Annotated in this window: 11 protein-coding genes; 6 read left to right on the top strand and 5 right to left on the bottom strand. The window is 67.0% G+C overall.

Annotated elements, in window-relative coordinates; genetic code table 11:
- Window positions 1-205 precede the first annotated feature (205 nt).
- Complete coding sequence (locus ACFYP4_RS00650) at window positions 206-4786, bottom strand: sacsin N-terminal ATP-binding-like domain-containing protein (protein WP_388781399.1); 4581 nt, start codon at window positions 4784-4786, stop codon at window positions 206-208.
- A gap of 289 nt (window positions 4787-5075) precedes the next feature.
- On the opposite strand from ACFYP4_RS00650, the gene ACFYP4_RS00645 reads away from it, so the two are divergent.
- Window positions 5076-6524: a hypothetical protein gene (locus ACFYP4_RS00645; protein WP_388781396.1), complete on the top strand. Its 1449-nt coding sequence runs from the start codon at window positions 5076-5078 to the stop codon at window positions 6522-6524.
- Here the strand turns inward: ACFYP4_RS00645 and ACFYP4_RS00640 are convergent, their stop codons facing one another.
- The 4 genes from ACFYP4_RS00640 to ACFYP4_RS00625 form a co-directional block, all read right to left on the bottom strand.
- Window positions 6525-7286 carry a tyrosine-type recombinase/integrase gene (locus ACFYP4_RS00640; RefSeq protein WP_388781393.1) on the bottom strand — a complete coding sequence of 254 codons (762 nt, stop codon included), beginning with the start codon at window positions 7284-7286 and terminating at the stop codon, window positions 6525-6527.
- An 8-nt stretch (window positions 7287-7294) separates the two neighbouring features.
- A complete protein-coding gene (locus tag ACFYP4_RS00635; protein WP_388781390.1) occupies window positions 7295-7561 on the bottom strand; it encodes a hypothetical protein in 267 nt (88 codons plus the stop codon).
- A 164-nt stretch (window positions 7562-7725) separates the two neighbouring features.
- A complete protein-coding gene (locus ACFYP4_RS00630; RefSeq protein ID WP_388781387.1) occupies window positions 7726-7932 on the bottom strand; it encodes a helix-turn-helix domain-containing protein in 207 nt (68 codons plus the stop codon).
- 221 nt (window positions 7933-8153) lie between these two features.
- Window positions 8154-8777: a hypothetical protein gene (locus ACFYP4_RS00625; RefSeq protein ID WP_388781384.1), complete on the bottom strand. Its 624-nt coding sequence runs from the start codon at window positions 8775-8777 to the stop codon at window positions 8154-8156.
- Window positions 8778-9309: 532 nt separating this feature from the next.
- Here ACFYP4_RS00625 and ACFYP4_RS00620 point away from each other — a divergent pair.
- The 5 genes from ACFYP4_RS00620 to ACFYP4_RS00600 all read left to right on the top strand — a co-directional run bounded on the left by ACFYP4_RS00620 (window position 9310) and on the right by ACFYP4_RS00600 (window position 13815).
- Window positions 9310-10425, top strand: coding sequence for an ABC-three component system protein (locus ACFYP4_RS00620; protein WP_388781380.1), 1116 nt, complete (start codon window positions 9310-9312; stop codon window positions 10423-10425).
- The gene (locus ACFYP4_RS00615; protein WP_388781377.1) at window positions 10422-10895 is read left to right on the top strand and encodes an ABC-three component system middle component 2; all 474 of its coding nucleotides are present in this window, start codon (window positions 10422-10424) and stop codon (window positions 10893-10895) included. The genes ACFYP4_RS00620 and ACFYP4_RS00615 overlap by 4 nt, the downstream gene beginning before the upstream one ends.
- Entirely contained in the window at window positions 10888-11898 is a 1011-nt protein-coding gene (locus ACFYP4_RS00610; protein ID WP_388781374.1) for a hypothetical protein, read from the top strand. The genes ACFYP4_RS00615 and ACFYP4_RS00610 overlap by 8 nt, the downstream gene beginning before the upstream one ends.
- A gap of 152 nt (window positions 11899-12050) precedes the next feature.
- Window positions 12051-12707: a hypothetical protein gene (locus ACFYP4_RS00605; protein WP_388781370.1), complete on the top strand. Its 657-nt coding sequence runs from the start codon at window positions 12051-12053 to the stop codon at window positions 12705-12707.
- A 394-nt stretch (window positions 12708-13101) separates the two neighbouring features.
- The gene (locus tag ACFYP4_RS00600) at window positions 13102-13815 is read left to right on the top strand and encodes a hypothetical protein (RefSeq protein WP_388781367.1); all 714 of its coding nucleotides are present in this window, start codon (window positions 13102-13104) and stop codon (window positions 13813-13815) included.
- Window positions 13816-14585 lie beyond the last annotated feature (770 nt).

Below are 14585 nucleotides of genomic sequence, written 5' to 3'. Positions count from 1 at the left end.
AGTCCGAAGGGCGAGGGCGGCTGGGACAGGCTGTCCGCGAGGCTCGCAACCGTCGCCCGTCAAAGACTGCTCAACAGCACCACCTCCGATTCAAGGGCTGGGCGCCGACATGCCAGTTCTCGAGCCGTCGCCGGGCTGCACACATGGCTCTTGGCGAATGTGATCGCCTCGGGCGCCACGTCTCGGAACGCCACGGCTGGCTGACCTATCTATCCTCCTCGAGTTGGTACACCCGGCTGTGCGCCCCTCTGATTCCCGTGACCGTCACGCTGCTGCTCGGACGGCAAGTCAGTTGTTGGAGCGGCTGGGGGATGATGCGTACGGAGACGGGGGCGGTTCCGGCCTCCAGCCCCGAGACGATGACGAGGAAGAAATCGTCGCTCTCCGCTGCTCGCTGGAACTCGGCGGGCGTCAGCATCACCGTGTCCGGCTCGGCGTCCTTATATGCCTTGAGTTCGTAGAATCGCGACAGTGCGTCCACCGCGTCGGCGCCGAGGCCGCGTTGGGCCCGTAGGTCACGCAGCCAGTCGTCGTCGGTGGCGAGTGCCTTGCGTACCACGTCCAGAGCCACCTTTTCCTGCTCCGTACCCGTGTAGGGGCGCGGTGGCGTGTGCTGTTGGGGGATCGCCGATCCGGCGCGGGGCTGCGGCAGGCCGGACGTGCCCGAGGTGTACCCGCTCGGCCGTGCGCTGGGCGCGCCCGCAGCCGAGGGCGTCGGTGGCGTGATGATGCCGCTCGGATCGACGAGCCGGAGCCTGCCGGGGTCGACGAGCCTCCGCAGTGGGGCGGCGGGGGGCACAGGCGGGGCTGACGGCCCGGCGGGCGGTAGTGTGCTGGGTGCAGGCGGCAGGATCACTGCCGTCCGTGGGGTACCGGCCACGGTACCGACCTGCGCTTTGGTCGCGGTACGGCGTTGGTTTACTTCGTTTCCGAGTTCCCGAAGCCGTCGTTCGCGTTCGGCCTCCGCCGCTTCCCGGTCGCGCCGCACCTGGTCGTCGGCAAGGCTCAGTTGTACGGCCGTACGGCCCTTCTCGGCTTGGTCACACGCTGCTCCCCAGGCGAGGGCCACCTCGCGGCGGCTGCCCGGAAACCGGGCGGCGATCGACCGGCCCACCCCGGATGTGCGTGTCAGAGCGGCAGTGTCACGTACGTACAACGTGCCCGAGGACCAGTCGATCCCGGCGTCCACGGGTACGTGCACCGTCTCGCCTGTGTCCGGAAGATCGAGGCAGCAGGCCAGGTGAGGGGCGATGCGTACGGTCAGGTCAGCCAGCTGGTCCCACGAGCAGTCCAGGGACTGGGCAACGCTCGCGGCGTTGCGCTGCAGATCCTCACGGAGGTGGGTGACGGCTGACCGGACCAGCGCTGTGGCGTCCGGGTCCGCCGGAGCCGGGCCGGGGCTGTACACGGTGACATGCTCTGCGGCGAGCTCGCTCATGCGCAGGGCTCCGATCAACGGCCGGAACTGCTCCAGTTCGGCTCCCGGGCACCACACCGCACATTCCCGGCCCAGCGCCTCGGCTACCACCGGGTCCTCAACGGCGTACACAGGCCGCTTGCTTCGCCAGCCCTGGCTCGTCCAAAGAGGGAGGCGTCCCAAGCGCTTGGCCGTCAACGCGCCGGGATGGGTACGGCCCAGAGCGGCGAGCATCTTCAGGGTCTCCAGGACGATGGACTGGGTCGTCCCGTCCGGCTCGTCCCGACCCTGCTTCCGGTCCCGCTGTGCCAGCTCCTTGATCACGGCCGTGGCGTCGTCCACATTCGGCAGGCGCACTGCCAGCCGCTGCCAGAACTCCTCGCTGCCTGGAAATGTGGGAGCGAACGCACGGAGCGGACCGAAGAGCGGCGCTCCGCGCAGGCACTGGCTCGGCCGGCGCCAACCCGAGTCCGTAAGGACGAGGCCGCTCCCCTCGCCGAATGCCCGGAGGACAGAGCCCAGGGAAATCTCCCCCGAGGCTCCCGCGCCACGGACGAAGGCGCGCTCAGCCAGGGCTTGGTAGAGGATCAGTGCCGCGGGCACATCCCTGTCGCCGCCCTCTTCCTCCCGTCGGCGCAGACGCTGCAGACATTCCACGAGGTCCTCGGTGCGGGCCTCTGCAGAAATGCCCAGGGCGCGCAGCACATCACTGCGTCTGCCGACCAGTTGCTGGATCTCGGGATGGAGGAATCGCTCGTCGTCCGCCCCGTACACCGCGACCGTGCCGGTGGTCCGCATACGGAGTCGAACCGGGGCAGAAGTTGCGCCGTTACCGTCGTCCAGCCATGGGGTGTCGCGCAACTGCCAGAGCCAGAAGGCTGCGGTCCTGCCCCGGTTCTGCCATGCGTAGTAGTCATAGACGGCATCCACCTCGTCGTGGTCGGAAAAGCGGCTCCATGCCCGCCCGAGGACGTGGAACAGCGCTGCCGCCCTGCGCCTGCGGATCTGCGGGTTCTGCTCCGACGCTATGCCAGAGGCGACGGCGCGTAGGTCGGGGCTTTCGTAGTCGTCGAGTGTGAAGGTCGCTTCCAGAAAGCGCAGGGCATCAGTGCGTGCTCGAGGTCCCGAAATGACTTCCGCCGGCAGCCCCTTCGGGCTCTGCGTGAAGCGTTCCCGCGCCCCCGGGTGCCTGCGCAACCTGGGCGCGGTCTCCGCGCCCAGGAGCCTCAGGAACTTACGGGCGCCCATCCCGGCGCCGCCGCGCTGCAGGACCTCGGTGTACCGGGGCCGTAGCCACACCAGCCCGGCCGTGCGACCGGCGGCGAAGGCGAAGCTCTCCTCGCGTTCCGAACTGTCCAGTCGGGCGGGTAGGTACGCCCGGGCGGGAGCGACGTCGATGTCTTCACGTTTTCCGGCCCGGTCGTAGCGATGCCCCTGCAGCCGGATTGCGTGGCCCACGTCGCGCCCCAAGGTCTCACGTTTGGGGTCCGGCACGCGTGCGAACCCGTCGCGTAGTTCAATGAGCTGGTCATCTGTCAGCCGCAGTACATTCGGGCCGCCGCTCCCCGCCGCGCCGATGGCCGCGAGGCGCCGGATCACGGCCACCGCGTCCACGTCGGTCAGCAGCGCCTCCCGCTCACGGAGCCATGTCCTCACCGACCGCGCCTCGTCGGTGTCGGCGAGGAATGCCGGATGGATTTCCCGGGAGAATCCGAGACTGGCGCCGAGGCCCCGCGGGGCGTCGGTGAACACCGCTGGTTCCGCGGGCCGGGGCACGCGGTGGCGGCCCCCTGAGCTGTCCACGAGCCAGCGGCTCGACAGCAAGGAGGAGTAGATATTTGAGGCAATTCCCGCCGCGGCGAGGCGGATGTTCGCCTGCGGCGACCGGGTTTCGTCGTCGAGGAGGCGTAGCGCGTCGTAGAGGTCCACCGTCACGGGAACCGCACTGTCGTGGTTCTCCCAGTCCGCCAGCACCTCGCGCCATCGGCCGTCCTCGTCCCGCGCCACCTTGGGCAGCACGGCGGTCCGCTCGGCGACGCGGGAGATCTCTTCTTCGGTGACCACGCCCACCAGCGTCTCGTCCTCCACCGCGAGATCATCCAAGCCGAGCAGCCCCTGCCCCGGGACGTCCAGGACGAGACCGTGGGACACGCCCGCCCTGGCACGGTCGAGGAGTAGTCGCTCCAGCGCGGCGACCGGGTCGCGGGAGTCGCGCATGTCGTCGGGGAGCGGCACGGCGCGCCAGGCCCGTGCCGGATTCCGCCGGAACTGCCACAGGGCGGCGGCCGTCCACAGGTCGCCCACCAGTTCATTCAGTGCGCGGTTCCACAGGGTGTCGTCGAGCGCCTGACGGCTGGCGATCGGATCGAATTGGGCGCTGATACAGAGGGACAGAGCAGTGTCCGCGACCGGAAGACCGGCGTAGATCCGCCCGGCGTCATCGCGTCCGAGAGGAAGAGCCACAGCGATTGCGGTGGTGGACCCCACCGCCTTGTGAGACCGGGTGATCCCGGAGGGGCTGGGAACGGTCGTACGGCAGACCAGCCATCGGGACCCGTCGCCGGCGCGCGCCTCGCCGGTCTCCACGTCGGCGCTCCGCCCGCCCACCACGGCCTCGAACGGCTCGCCGGTCTCACGGTCGAGCGCCAGCCGGTGCCGGACACGACCTTGCTCGTCCAGGTGCGTAACACTGCCGACACTGCCGAGGAAGAGCAGCGCGCTGTCCCCCCACTCGGCAAGCCACACGTCCACCTCGTCCGCACCGAGCACGCCCGGCTCCAGAGGAACCCGTAGAACCGTCCAGGTGTCGCCCGCGAACCAGTCAGGCAACGGGAACGGCCTGGCCACGGAGATGTCCGGATCCCCGACACGGAACCGGTAATGCCCGCAGTGAACTTCCAGATGCGGGGACAGGGACTGGAGGGTCATCAGACCAATCCCGAACCTGCCGGTGGATTCCGCCTGGTCCGCCTTGCTTGTCAGCCAGGGCATCGCCAGGGCCAGAACGTCCGGCAACCGTACGGGGCTGCCGTTGTGGGCGACGAGGAGTTCCCGTCCCCTCGTCAGAATGCGTACGTCCGTGGCGCCGAGGTCCTCGGCGTTCTGCACGATCTCCGAGAGTCCCTGGAGACGGTCGCTCGACAGATTGCCTGCGTGATCTCGGGTACGTCTCAGCGCGTGCTGTACTTGACCGTCCAGTCCGGCGAACCGGCTACCGAGTCGCTCGACCGCCGCCTCAGTCGCCGCCTCACCCTCCGGCTCCGGTACGACGGCTCCTTCTGGGATGCCCTCCATGGAGAAGAGCGCATCGGCGGACGCAATTCCCCGCTCCTCCGCGGCCGTTCGACGCACCGCTTCCCCCGTGCTCATCCCTGTCCCCGCTTACCTCGGCGCTCCCCCACGACACAGGGTAATGAGCCCAGCGCAATCAGCGCATGCCAACGCAAGGATCTGCCGCCGTACGATCCGAGCCCAAAGAGCAGCCCCGGCACGCTGTTCGACGGGTTGAGCCCGGCAAGCCACCTACACCATTGACTGACCTCAACACGACCAGGTTCGGGTGGTGGAACCCGAACGGGCGACAGGAAGCGCTCCGAGGCTATTCATCGGCCCTACCTTGGTGGTCTGCCCGCAGCTCGTCGAGGTGGAGCCGAAGCTCGTGAAGTACACGCTGACTGAACAGCAGGCTGCCATGCTCCGCCAGATCGCTGCAGCGTCCAGTGCCGTGCCCATCGCTCCCAAGAGTTCGAACACGGCTTGGGCCCTTGAGCAGCGTGGGCTGATCAAGCGGAGCTGGCGCGGTAGCGGGCACGTCGCAGTAGTGACGTCGGACGGCCGCTACTTCCTCAAACACGGCAAGCATCCCAAGGAGGTCCAAGCCGAGAAGGAGCGCTTGGCCGGTGATGCCGAACAGGCCGAGCGCGCTCCTGCCGACGGAGCCGAGCTGATCGCTCGGCTGCAGTCCGCGACTACCTGGAAGCTCACCGTCCCTGATCCGGGCCCGCAGACCCGGGGGCGGTGGCGGGCGGCCTTCTACGACGCGCTCCATCACGATCACGTACCAGGAGAGCTCAAGCTGCGCTGGACCGGACGGCAGCGTGGTGACTGCGTCTTCACGTTGGTCGACGAGGAAGCCGAGAAGGCTGCGCAACCGCCGCCGGTGCCGACCATCGACGTCCCCGACGTGCTGGGCCGTCCTCATCAGCTCGTCCGTGCCACGCGCAAGGCCCTCGGCAGGTCCAAGACCGTAGTCGACAACCGCGGGACGCCCAAGGTCATCCCTCTGCACGTGTCACGGGAGCAGGCCGACCGTGCCCTGCGGATCATGCACGCGCTCCTGACCGAGGCGGAAAGCCGGGGCTACCAGGTGGAGACCCGGACCGATCTCCATCGCGGCCAGGCCGAACACCAGATGGTTATCGTCATCCGCGGACACGCGCTCCCGCTCGCGATCACAGAGCAGACGACCAAGGTGCCACACGAGCCGACCGCTCAGGAGATCCGCCAACAGCAACGCAATCCCTGGACTCGTATCCCCAAGTACGACCACGAGTTCAACGGACGCCTCGAATTCGGGGCGCCCGCCAAAAGCTGGTACCAGCATTCGTACACCCACAGGGACAGCGCACGGTGGACACTGGAGTCCCGCCTGGGGCACCTTCTGCACGATCTCGAACAACGTGCCGAGGCGGCCGAACGACAGCTGCGGGAAGAGGAACTCCGCAAGGCCGAGCAGCGACGCCGCTGGTACGCGGCTGTTGCGCAGGCACGGGATCGGCAAGTCGAGCGACATCCAGCGAATGTCCTGGTCGAGCAGGTGAGGGCACGGCGTCGGGCCGACGAGATCCGCGCCTTCTGCCGCGCAGCCCGCACGAGAGCCGACGGCGTGTCCGCTGCGGCGGAGGAACTGGAGTGGCTGCAGTGGGCTGAGGCGTACGCAGACCGGATTGATCCACTGTGCGCGCCGCTGGTGACTCCGCCGGATCCCCCGGCCAGCCGTGAGGCTCTGCGCGAACTCCTTCAGAGCGATCTCTACACCCATCCCTGGCCGTTCGACAGCACGGGGCGCTGGGCGCCACCCGATGAGGAGGTCGCACGGCCCCCCTGATTAGGCAAGCGCCTCCGCCCTGTCCGTGAAGGGACAGGGCGGAGGATCGTTCATGCGGCGATGGTGAGCGGAAACGTCCAAGCGCTCCCAGGCACCAAGAACGGCCTTGTGCGCGTCCGGTTGAAGGTGAGCGTAGCGCTGGGTGGTCTGGAAGCTTTCGTGGCCGAGGAGATGCTGGACCTCGTAGAGCGAGACTCCCTTCTGGACCAGCCACGAGGCACAAGTGTGGCGCATGGAGTGCGGCGGGTAGTGCGGGACGAGTTGCTGCTCGCCGTCGGTGTCGAAGTAGTAGGCGGCCTCGACGGTGGGCCACCAGGTCTGCCGGCGCCAGTTGCTGTCGGCGAGGAGCCGTCCGGCACGGCCCTTGGTGATGGTGGTGAACACCAACGCGTCCCGGTCGAGCCGGTGGATGTGGCGTTCGACGGCCTCCAGGACGTGAGGCGGGAGCGGGACCTCTCTACGGCTCTTGGAGCTCTTGGGGTACTCCTTGATGCCGCTCTTGCTGTTGACCTCCACCACAAACAGTCGCGAGCGGCGCTGGTCGATGCGGTGGCGATGCAGGCCAGAGAGTTCTCCCCAGCGCAGTCCGGTGTAGAACCCGAGCAAGCACATCGTCCGCCACGCAGCGGGGAGTTCGTCCAGGATGCTCTGCGCCTGGTCAAGCGTGAACCACTGCGGCGGCTTGACCGCGATCTGAGGCAAGTCGATGTTGCGGCACGGGGTCACCGCCAGGACATCGTCGTCGACGGCAGCGCGCATCATGGAGGAGGTCAGGTTGTAAGCCCGTTTGATCGCAGCGGCCCCCGCCCCTTCTCGACCAGGGTCCGGATCCAGCTCTGGACGTCCATGCGGGTGATGGCCCGCATCTCCCAGTCCGCCCAGTAGGGCATGACGTGGTTCTTGATGTTGGATGCGTCGCCGCGAAGCGTGTGGGGCTCAACGATTCGGGCGTTCCACCACCGGTCGTGCCACTCGCGGAACGACATCTCACCGGCCCGCGGGTCGCGCATGCCTCCGCGGGCGAACTGCGTCTCCATCTCGATGCCCCAGGCGCGCGCCTGCGCCTTGAGGGGGAACGACTCGCTGAACCGGTCTCCTGTCCGGTTGCGTACGGTCGCCTGCCACTTGCCGGACTTCAGCTTACGAAGGTACGAGGCTCTACTCCTTGTTAAACGGTGACGGGGGCCGGGATGGGCCAGGGTCAGCGGCGGGCTGCCGGCGGTACGACGGCGCGGCGACTGATGAACTCGTCGAGGCCGACCGCGGGGACCCGTACACGGGACCGGCCTGATCCGGTACGGAGGTCGACGACAGGCAGGTCGCCGGCAGCGATGAAGCGGTAGACCGTGCGGCGGTCGACGTCCAAAGCGGCCGCGACAGAGGGAATGGAGAGCAAGCGGGCAGGCATGGGCGGATCCTTGGTGGTGAGGGGCCGGCGGAGATGAGAGCCAGGCCATTTCCAGAACGAGGTCAACCAGCCATGTCGGGACAGTGGGACCGCATCACCGAGAGGCTCCACAGGGGAACGGGTCATGAGGTGAAGGCGTTTTCGAGGAATGGGACGGCCGATGTTCAGAGGCGGGTGGTGCTGCCCGCGCACTGATAGCCGACCAGCGCGCGGGAGGAGAGCTACGACTTGAGCGCCTCCGGCAGGGCCATCAACTTGGCCAGATGAGCCCAGTCGAGCTCGACATCCTCCAGGCGGAAGCAGTGCGGGTAGCGCATGGCCAGCCAACTCGCGGTCACGCCAGCCCATTCGGTAACGTCCCAAGCGGAAACGCCGGCCTTGAGCCACTTCTCCAGGGTGGAATCACGCAGGCTGGTGACGTGCTCTGCGAAGCCCGCCTCCACCTCGTCAGGGCGGAGGACGGCCTTTCGCGCCTGCTTCCACACCCGCCGGTACACCGCCGACGGCAACGGCCCGCCACCCTCACCAGGGAACAGCAGATCGCCCGGCTTCAGGCCGCCACTACTGATCCATTCCCGCAACACGCCGACCAGCTCAGGGGTGACAGGCACCCGGCGTGACCCACCGCCATCGGCCAGGAACTCGCCACATCCGTCCTCCGGCAGCGCCACGCCGTCCATCCGGAGCTGGATCGCCTCGCCGGGGAGGAGGGCCGCTGCGGCCATGGAGACAAAGAAGGGGTACACGGCGCCTTGTTCGCCGGCATCATTGCGCACCCATTCCAGCAGCGAACGGACCTGCTCCACGGAAAGCAGGGACGACTCAGGTATTGCGTACTGCGACAAGATTCCACTCCTAGCAACGCGCGTCGGGATGCGTGGGCATCCCCGGGCAACATCAATGCTCCGAAGAATCGCCGGTTTCGGTAACCGGCGATCTCGTGCTATGTTCCGCGGGCCGCCCAGACGATCTTCCGAGGGCTGCTCTAGGTTCACTTGCTTCGCCGCGCTATTCCAGTCCCTTCTGGGCTCAATATGTCTGCCGTCGGCGAATCATCACAATGCCCCGGAGTCTCCGAGGACCACCTCACGAGCGCCCTCTAAACATGCGAAACGGCCTGAACAGAGCAGGCGTCTTCTAAGCACCTGATCGATCTGCGCGACCAAGCACCGGAGGCCCTGACTTCCAGACTGGTCCCTATTGACGCAATTTCACATCATTGCACCCGTACTGCTCTTCGAGTCGTCGCCCCGACCACGTGGACCACCCGCCTGACCGGAACCGTACGCGCCCACCAAATGTGGTCTTTTCGTGATCGAATCCTGGTGGTAGAACGTCCTTGTGTCCGCCTGGGCGCCGCAACACGGGGGTTGGCGAATGACCGAACTGCCATGGCCTGAACAGCAGTTGGTTCCCTCTGCCGGTATGGTCTCGCCGTACACCATCCCGGCCCAGGCCGTGGCACCAAACCTGTTCGACACCCGCACTCCGCTACAGCAGGTGTTCTTCTGGAGTCCCACCCAGTGGGAGGAGTTCACCTGCGAGTGGGTCAGGCTACGGGCGAAGGAGGGGGGATACCTCGGCGTTGAGATCATCGGCGGCAGTAACGACCGCGGTGCGGACGTTGTCGCGTTCCAGACCGAACAGAAGCTCAATGGCCCCTGGCACTGCTACCAGTGCAAGCGGTACGAACGGGAGCTGGCGCAGGCGCTTCCGGAGATGCTCAAGCCGTTCGTCGCCGCGGTCGAAACTTCCCGCACTCTGCCCACCCGGTATTTCTTCGTGGCCCCCAGGATCGCCCCGCGGCTGGTGGACGCCGCGTTGACGCCCATGGACCTCATGCAGCGCTTCCTGGACCACCTGGACAGGCGGCCGCAGCACGTGCGGGAACTGAAGCCCGGCACCCTGGCCAGGGCACGGGAGCTGGCCGAGGCGACAGACTTCACGATGTTCTGGACCGTCAACCTGGCCACGATGCTAGAGCTGTATGCCCAGACGCCAATGTTCCCCGCCCGCTTTAACCTGCCGCCCACGGGCAAGCCTGACAAACTGGTGCCCCCGGAGCAGCCCGACACCGCGCTTGAGACGCGGTTCCTCGAACAGTTGCTGCAGGTCTATCAGGAATACTTCGACGACCGCATCCATACGCTGGCCGACGCCTTCGCCCACCTTGACACAGGCCCCCATCTCGGCCGACAGCGTGAGGCATTCTACGCAGCCGAAGCGCTGCGAATGTTCGCACGCGACAGTGTCCCCGGCAAGGTCTACCAGGAACTGCAGGCGGACGTCTTGGTCATGCTCGTCGAAGTCGCGATGCGGCGGTTCCCCACCGGCTTCGACCGCCTCCAAGGCGTCCTGGAGCGAGCCGGACTGGTCCAGATCCACTCCCCGATGCTCCACCCATACTTCAGGAACCTCGAACGCATCGGCATGTGCCACCAGTTCGCCAACGATGACGAGTTGAACTGGTGCCGGGAAGAAGCTGCACAGTGAACCCCCTCAACGGCCCCGTCGAGGTCGCCGTGCGCGCCCTGGTAATCCTTGCCAATTCTTACCCCGAGCCGATCGACCTGTCGATGCTCACCGTCTTGGACCACGCAATGCTGCACAGCGGCCAGTTCCACGGGCCCCCCAGCCTTCACCCGCACCTGCCCGCGCAGCCCGGAGAGCTGGGACTGCGGCGGCGCCTCCTCCACGAGGGGCTCGCTGTGCTTACCCGGTCCGGACTGGCCGAGGTCGAGGGCACCGACCAGGGCTTGGTCTACCGAGCCACCAGCCGTGGATCCGGCTTTGTCGGCATCCTGGAGGCTCCCTACGTCGCTCAGCTGCAGGACCGGGCGCTTGGGGCGGTTCGGGAGTACGCCCCCCGCACCGACGCCCGTCAGGCCATGCGCAGCTTCGTGACCTCTTGGAACGTGGATTTCCTAGCAGACCCGCGGGAGGGAGGTGCGGCCAGTGGCTGACCTTGGCCTGACCCATTTGACCTGGGCCGGCTCCGGACTGCCCACCGCTCAGGTCACCTTCGGACCCGAGCTGACCATCATCTGCGGCAACTCCGACACCGGCAAGACCTTCATCGTCAACTTCATCGACTACATGCTCGCAGGCCGCCGCAGCACTCCCTCAATCACCCACGCCGCCGGCTACAGCCAGATTCTGCTCGGCATGAAGCTGCCCGATGACAGTCCCCTGACCCTGGTCCGCAAGCCCGGTTCCAACCAAATCCATGTTCATCGAGCGGACCTGCGGGACCTGACCCACGCCATACCGGATGCCGTGGTTTCCGCACGGCGGGCCAAGCGCGACATCTCCAAGTACCTGCTGGAGGTGCTGGGCCTGGACGCGACCTACATCCGCACCAACGAGCAGGGCAGCACGACCCCCCTGCAACTGCCGGACATCTCCCACCTAGCTGTGGTCACCGACGGCCGGATCGACGATGAAACCCCACCGTGCCAACGCGGACGGGGGCAGTCCTCGCGCACTGCGGGACGCTCGGTAATGCGGCTGAGCCTGACCGGGGACGACGAGCCGCCCGCGAACCTGTCCAATGCCGCCCAGCGCCGGGTTCAGCGCGGCAAGATCACCCTCATCGACCAACTCGTCGTCGACCTGACGAGCAAAATCACCACCCAGGGAAACGCCGAAGCGTTGCGGCGACTCCTGACGACGCTGGACACGTCCGTCCGCGAGGCCACCAGATCCCACCACGCGGAAAGCGAACGTCAGGCAGCAGCCATCGCGGCCCGCACCCGCCTCAACGAGGACACGGCCCGGCTGACCGCACGCCTCAGCGAGATCAGCGACCTGTTGGGCCGCTTCGACCTTCTGCAGCAACAGTACGAGTCCGACCTGGCCCGCCTGGCTATGGTCAGCGAAGCCGGCAACCTGCTGGGGTACTTCCAGACCGGCCGCTGCGTCTTCTGTGGCGCAGAGCCAGGACACCAAACCCCCACCACGGTCTGACCGAGACCACCCCGCTCCAACAGGCCGTCCAAGCCGAGGACCACAAGACTCGCGCCCTCCTCGCCGACCTGAGGCTGACCATCACAGACCTGGACGGGCAACGCGCCGAACTCGCGGGTGAAATCGCCGAGATCCGTGCCCAGGACACGTCGATGGAGGCAACCATCGCCGATATCGCCCGGCGCCTGGAACCACTTAACGAAGTCCTGGAGCGCCTCCTGGAGCAGCGCGCTGTCGTCCAGCGCGACCTCGAACTCCTGGCCCGCATCGAGGAGCTGGACGAGCGCCGCGTCGCACTCGCCGGCGAGGCAGCCCCCGCCCGCCGCGCCCCCTCCTACATCCCCGCCAACATCCAGGACACGTTTAACGCCAACCTGCAGGCCATCCTCGACGATTGGCACGTCCCCGGCGTCGACGCCGCCACTTGGGACCCCTACAGCGGGGAAGTCAGGGCAGGCGGCAGCGACCGTTCCTCCCGTGGACGCGGCTTGCGCGCCCTCCTCCACGCAGCTTTCTCCACCGCCCTGGCCCAGTACTGCAGCGAACACCGCATGCCCCACATGGGCTTCCTGGTCCTGGACTCCCCTCTGGTCACCTTCGGCCAGCTGGAGCCCGGCGACGAACGGGTGCCTCTATATGTCAAGGACTACTTCTATCGGTACTTCCTCCGCTTCCCCGTGCAGCGGATCATCGTGGAAAACTCCGTCCCACCCGACGACGTCATCGAGCAGGCCCACGTCGTCTTCTTCGGCACCCGCGGCCAGGGGCGGCCCGGCTTCTTCCCAGATCGCCATCGCACACACAGATGACCCGATGCCCCTGAAAAGCACTTATGGGCGCTGGCACCGGCGGCGCGGACCGACCCCGAGGCGCGAACCTGGAGAGGTTGGGGCCGACCTGCAGCTGGATCGAGCGCCCGGCCCCTCCCCCGTTCTGTCACTGGCACCCTCCGCAAAGCGGATACGCCCCGCCTCCCCACGCTGCCGCCCTGACGCGGCCGTGCCCCTGTATGTCGGAGAACCTCACGGCCGAGGTCAGCCCGTCAACTCGGGCCAGACGCTTGGCGATGACAGCGCGCTGCGCCATGGGGGGGCGGGCCACGGACGTCCTCCGTCGGGCGCACCCCGCGCCCCCTTCATGATCCCACCGATCTCTGTTGGCGACCCGCGTCCATTCGGACTACCCAGCCAGTAAAGTGTCAGCGTGTTCGATCAAGCAGCAGAAGGTAGCGCGGTTCGCAGCGATGCCTTCGGACGGGCGCGGCCAACCCGTGCACCCGCTGAACCGGACCATTTCGTACCGGACTACATCGTGCGGGACCACGATCGTCTCTTGATGGTCGAGCTCAAGCGGTACTGGCGCTCCGACATGCCTGAGACGAGTTCCCCCGTGGCCGCGCGGAGGAGGCCGGAGTCGCAGGGCATCGTCTGGCATACAACCGGCTCAGGCAAATCGATGACCATGGCCTGGCTGATCCATCAGGCTCTGCGCCTGGATCGGGCCCTTGAGTTCGTCAGGGAAGCGCGGGAGAACTACGACTCCGCCGAGCTGACTCGGCGTCTACTTGCCTCAGTCGAGGAGGAGACGCGTCTACCCTCGATCACTGCTCCGCGCGCAAATGACGAGATCGTGTGGGGTGCCCCAGCCGGGGCGCCGGCTGGGCTCGTCGCCCTCTGGGCACGCTTCGACGCACTGCCCTCGACGGAGGAGATCGCCGCCGAGGAGGCGCGGGTCGCAGCTCTCCAGCTCCTCGTGGCTGCACGTCTTGATGAGCTGTGTGATGTCGGCGGCGATGGCATCAGCTGCGAGATGCCGGTCACCGAATCGGCCCCCTGTGGGGTGCTTCGACTCGCTGCAACCTCGGTCCCGCGGGCACCGCAACCGCTGGGCACTCCCCTTGTCACATTGGCTGCCTGAACCGCCCGTGTACGCCCCTGGGGAGGGGCTTCGAGTAGTGCAGTCGCTGTTCAGGTTCGGGAGTACCTTGGAGATCCAAAATGTCTGTGGTCGGCTTCCTGCCACCCGACACTCCATGGCAGGCCGTTGTCGGTCTGCTGACGCTCGCCCTTCTGATTGGGCTGGTCCGTGCTGTGATGCCGCGCAGTTCGTCGGATCGCGTGAAGTGGTGGGAGAACTTCTGGAATCGCAGGAAGTAGCTAGCGATCGGGCCCGCCGTCTACCAGGCGGAGGGCCCGGCCGCTGTCACGTGTCCTCTTCTACGCGCTCGGGCGGAGGGTTTGCGGCAGGTCGCCGGGCGACTCCGGCCAGGCACGGGTCGATCGTGCCAGCGCGCGGTGATGGACGATGGCGGCGTGCTGCGCCCGCCCCCTCGCTCTGCATAGAGCTGCAAGAGTGGCGATCACAGGTGGGAGTCCTCTGGGACTTCCGGCCGCATCAACGGGCATGACCGTGAAGCAGCCGAAAGACTATCTTCACAGGTCAGCAAGGCGCAGCTACCCATTGCGACAGGTCACGGGACCGCCTGGTCTCTTCCGGAACATCTGACCAGCAGGACTCAGTAGGTCCGCGCTCTGCGTCGCCTGCCTTCGGCGGCCCATCGATGCTCGCCACCTTGGCGGGGTTCTGACCTGCCCGACAAGTTGCCTGACGCTCCATCAGAACGAGCGTCAAATGAGCGTCACGAGCGTCATTTCAGCGTCAAGATATCGCCCGTAACGCCCACACTG

This window comes from Streptomyces sp. NPDC005551 (genome assembly GCF_042871785.1).
Taxonomy (GTDB): Bacteria; Actinomycetota; Actinomycetes; order Streptomycetales; family Streptomycetaceae; genus Streptomyces.
Note: the sequence above shows the minus strand (reverse complement) of the source record. Positions and strands in the feature narration are given on the sequence as shown.

Coding starts and splice junctions, on each gene's coding strand:
- ACFYP4_RS00650 (WP_388781399.1), bottom strand. CDS start 4,786: ATGAGCACGGGGGAAGCGGTGCGTCGAACGGCCGCGGAGGAGCGGGGA.
- ACFYP4_RS00640 (WP_388781393.1), bottom strand. CDS start 7,286: ATGATGCGCGCTGCCGTCGACGACGATGTCCTGGCGGTGACCCCGTGC.
- ACFYP4_RS00635 (WP_388781390.1), bottom strand. CDS start 7,561: ATGGAGACGCAGTTCGCCCGCGGAGGCATGCGCGACCCGCGGGCCGGT.
- ACFYP4_RS00630 (WP_388781387.1), bottom strand. CDS start 7,932: ATGCCTGCCCGCTTGCTCTCCATTCCCTCTGTCGCGGCCGCTTTGGAC.
- ACFYP4_RS00620 (WP_388781380.1), top strand. CDS start 9,310: ATGACCGAACTGCCATGGCCTGAACAGCAGTTGGTTCCCTCTGCCGGT.
- ACFYP4_RS00605 (WP_388781370.1), top strand. CDS start 12,051: ATGGAGGCAACCATCGCCGATATCGCCCGGCGCCTGGAACCACTTAAC.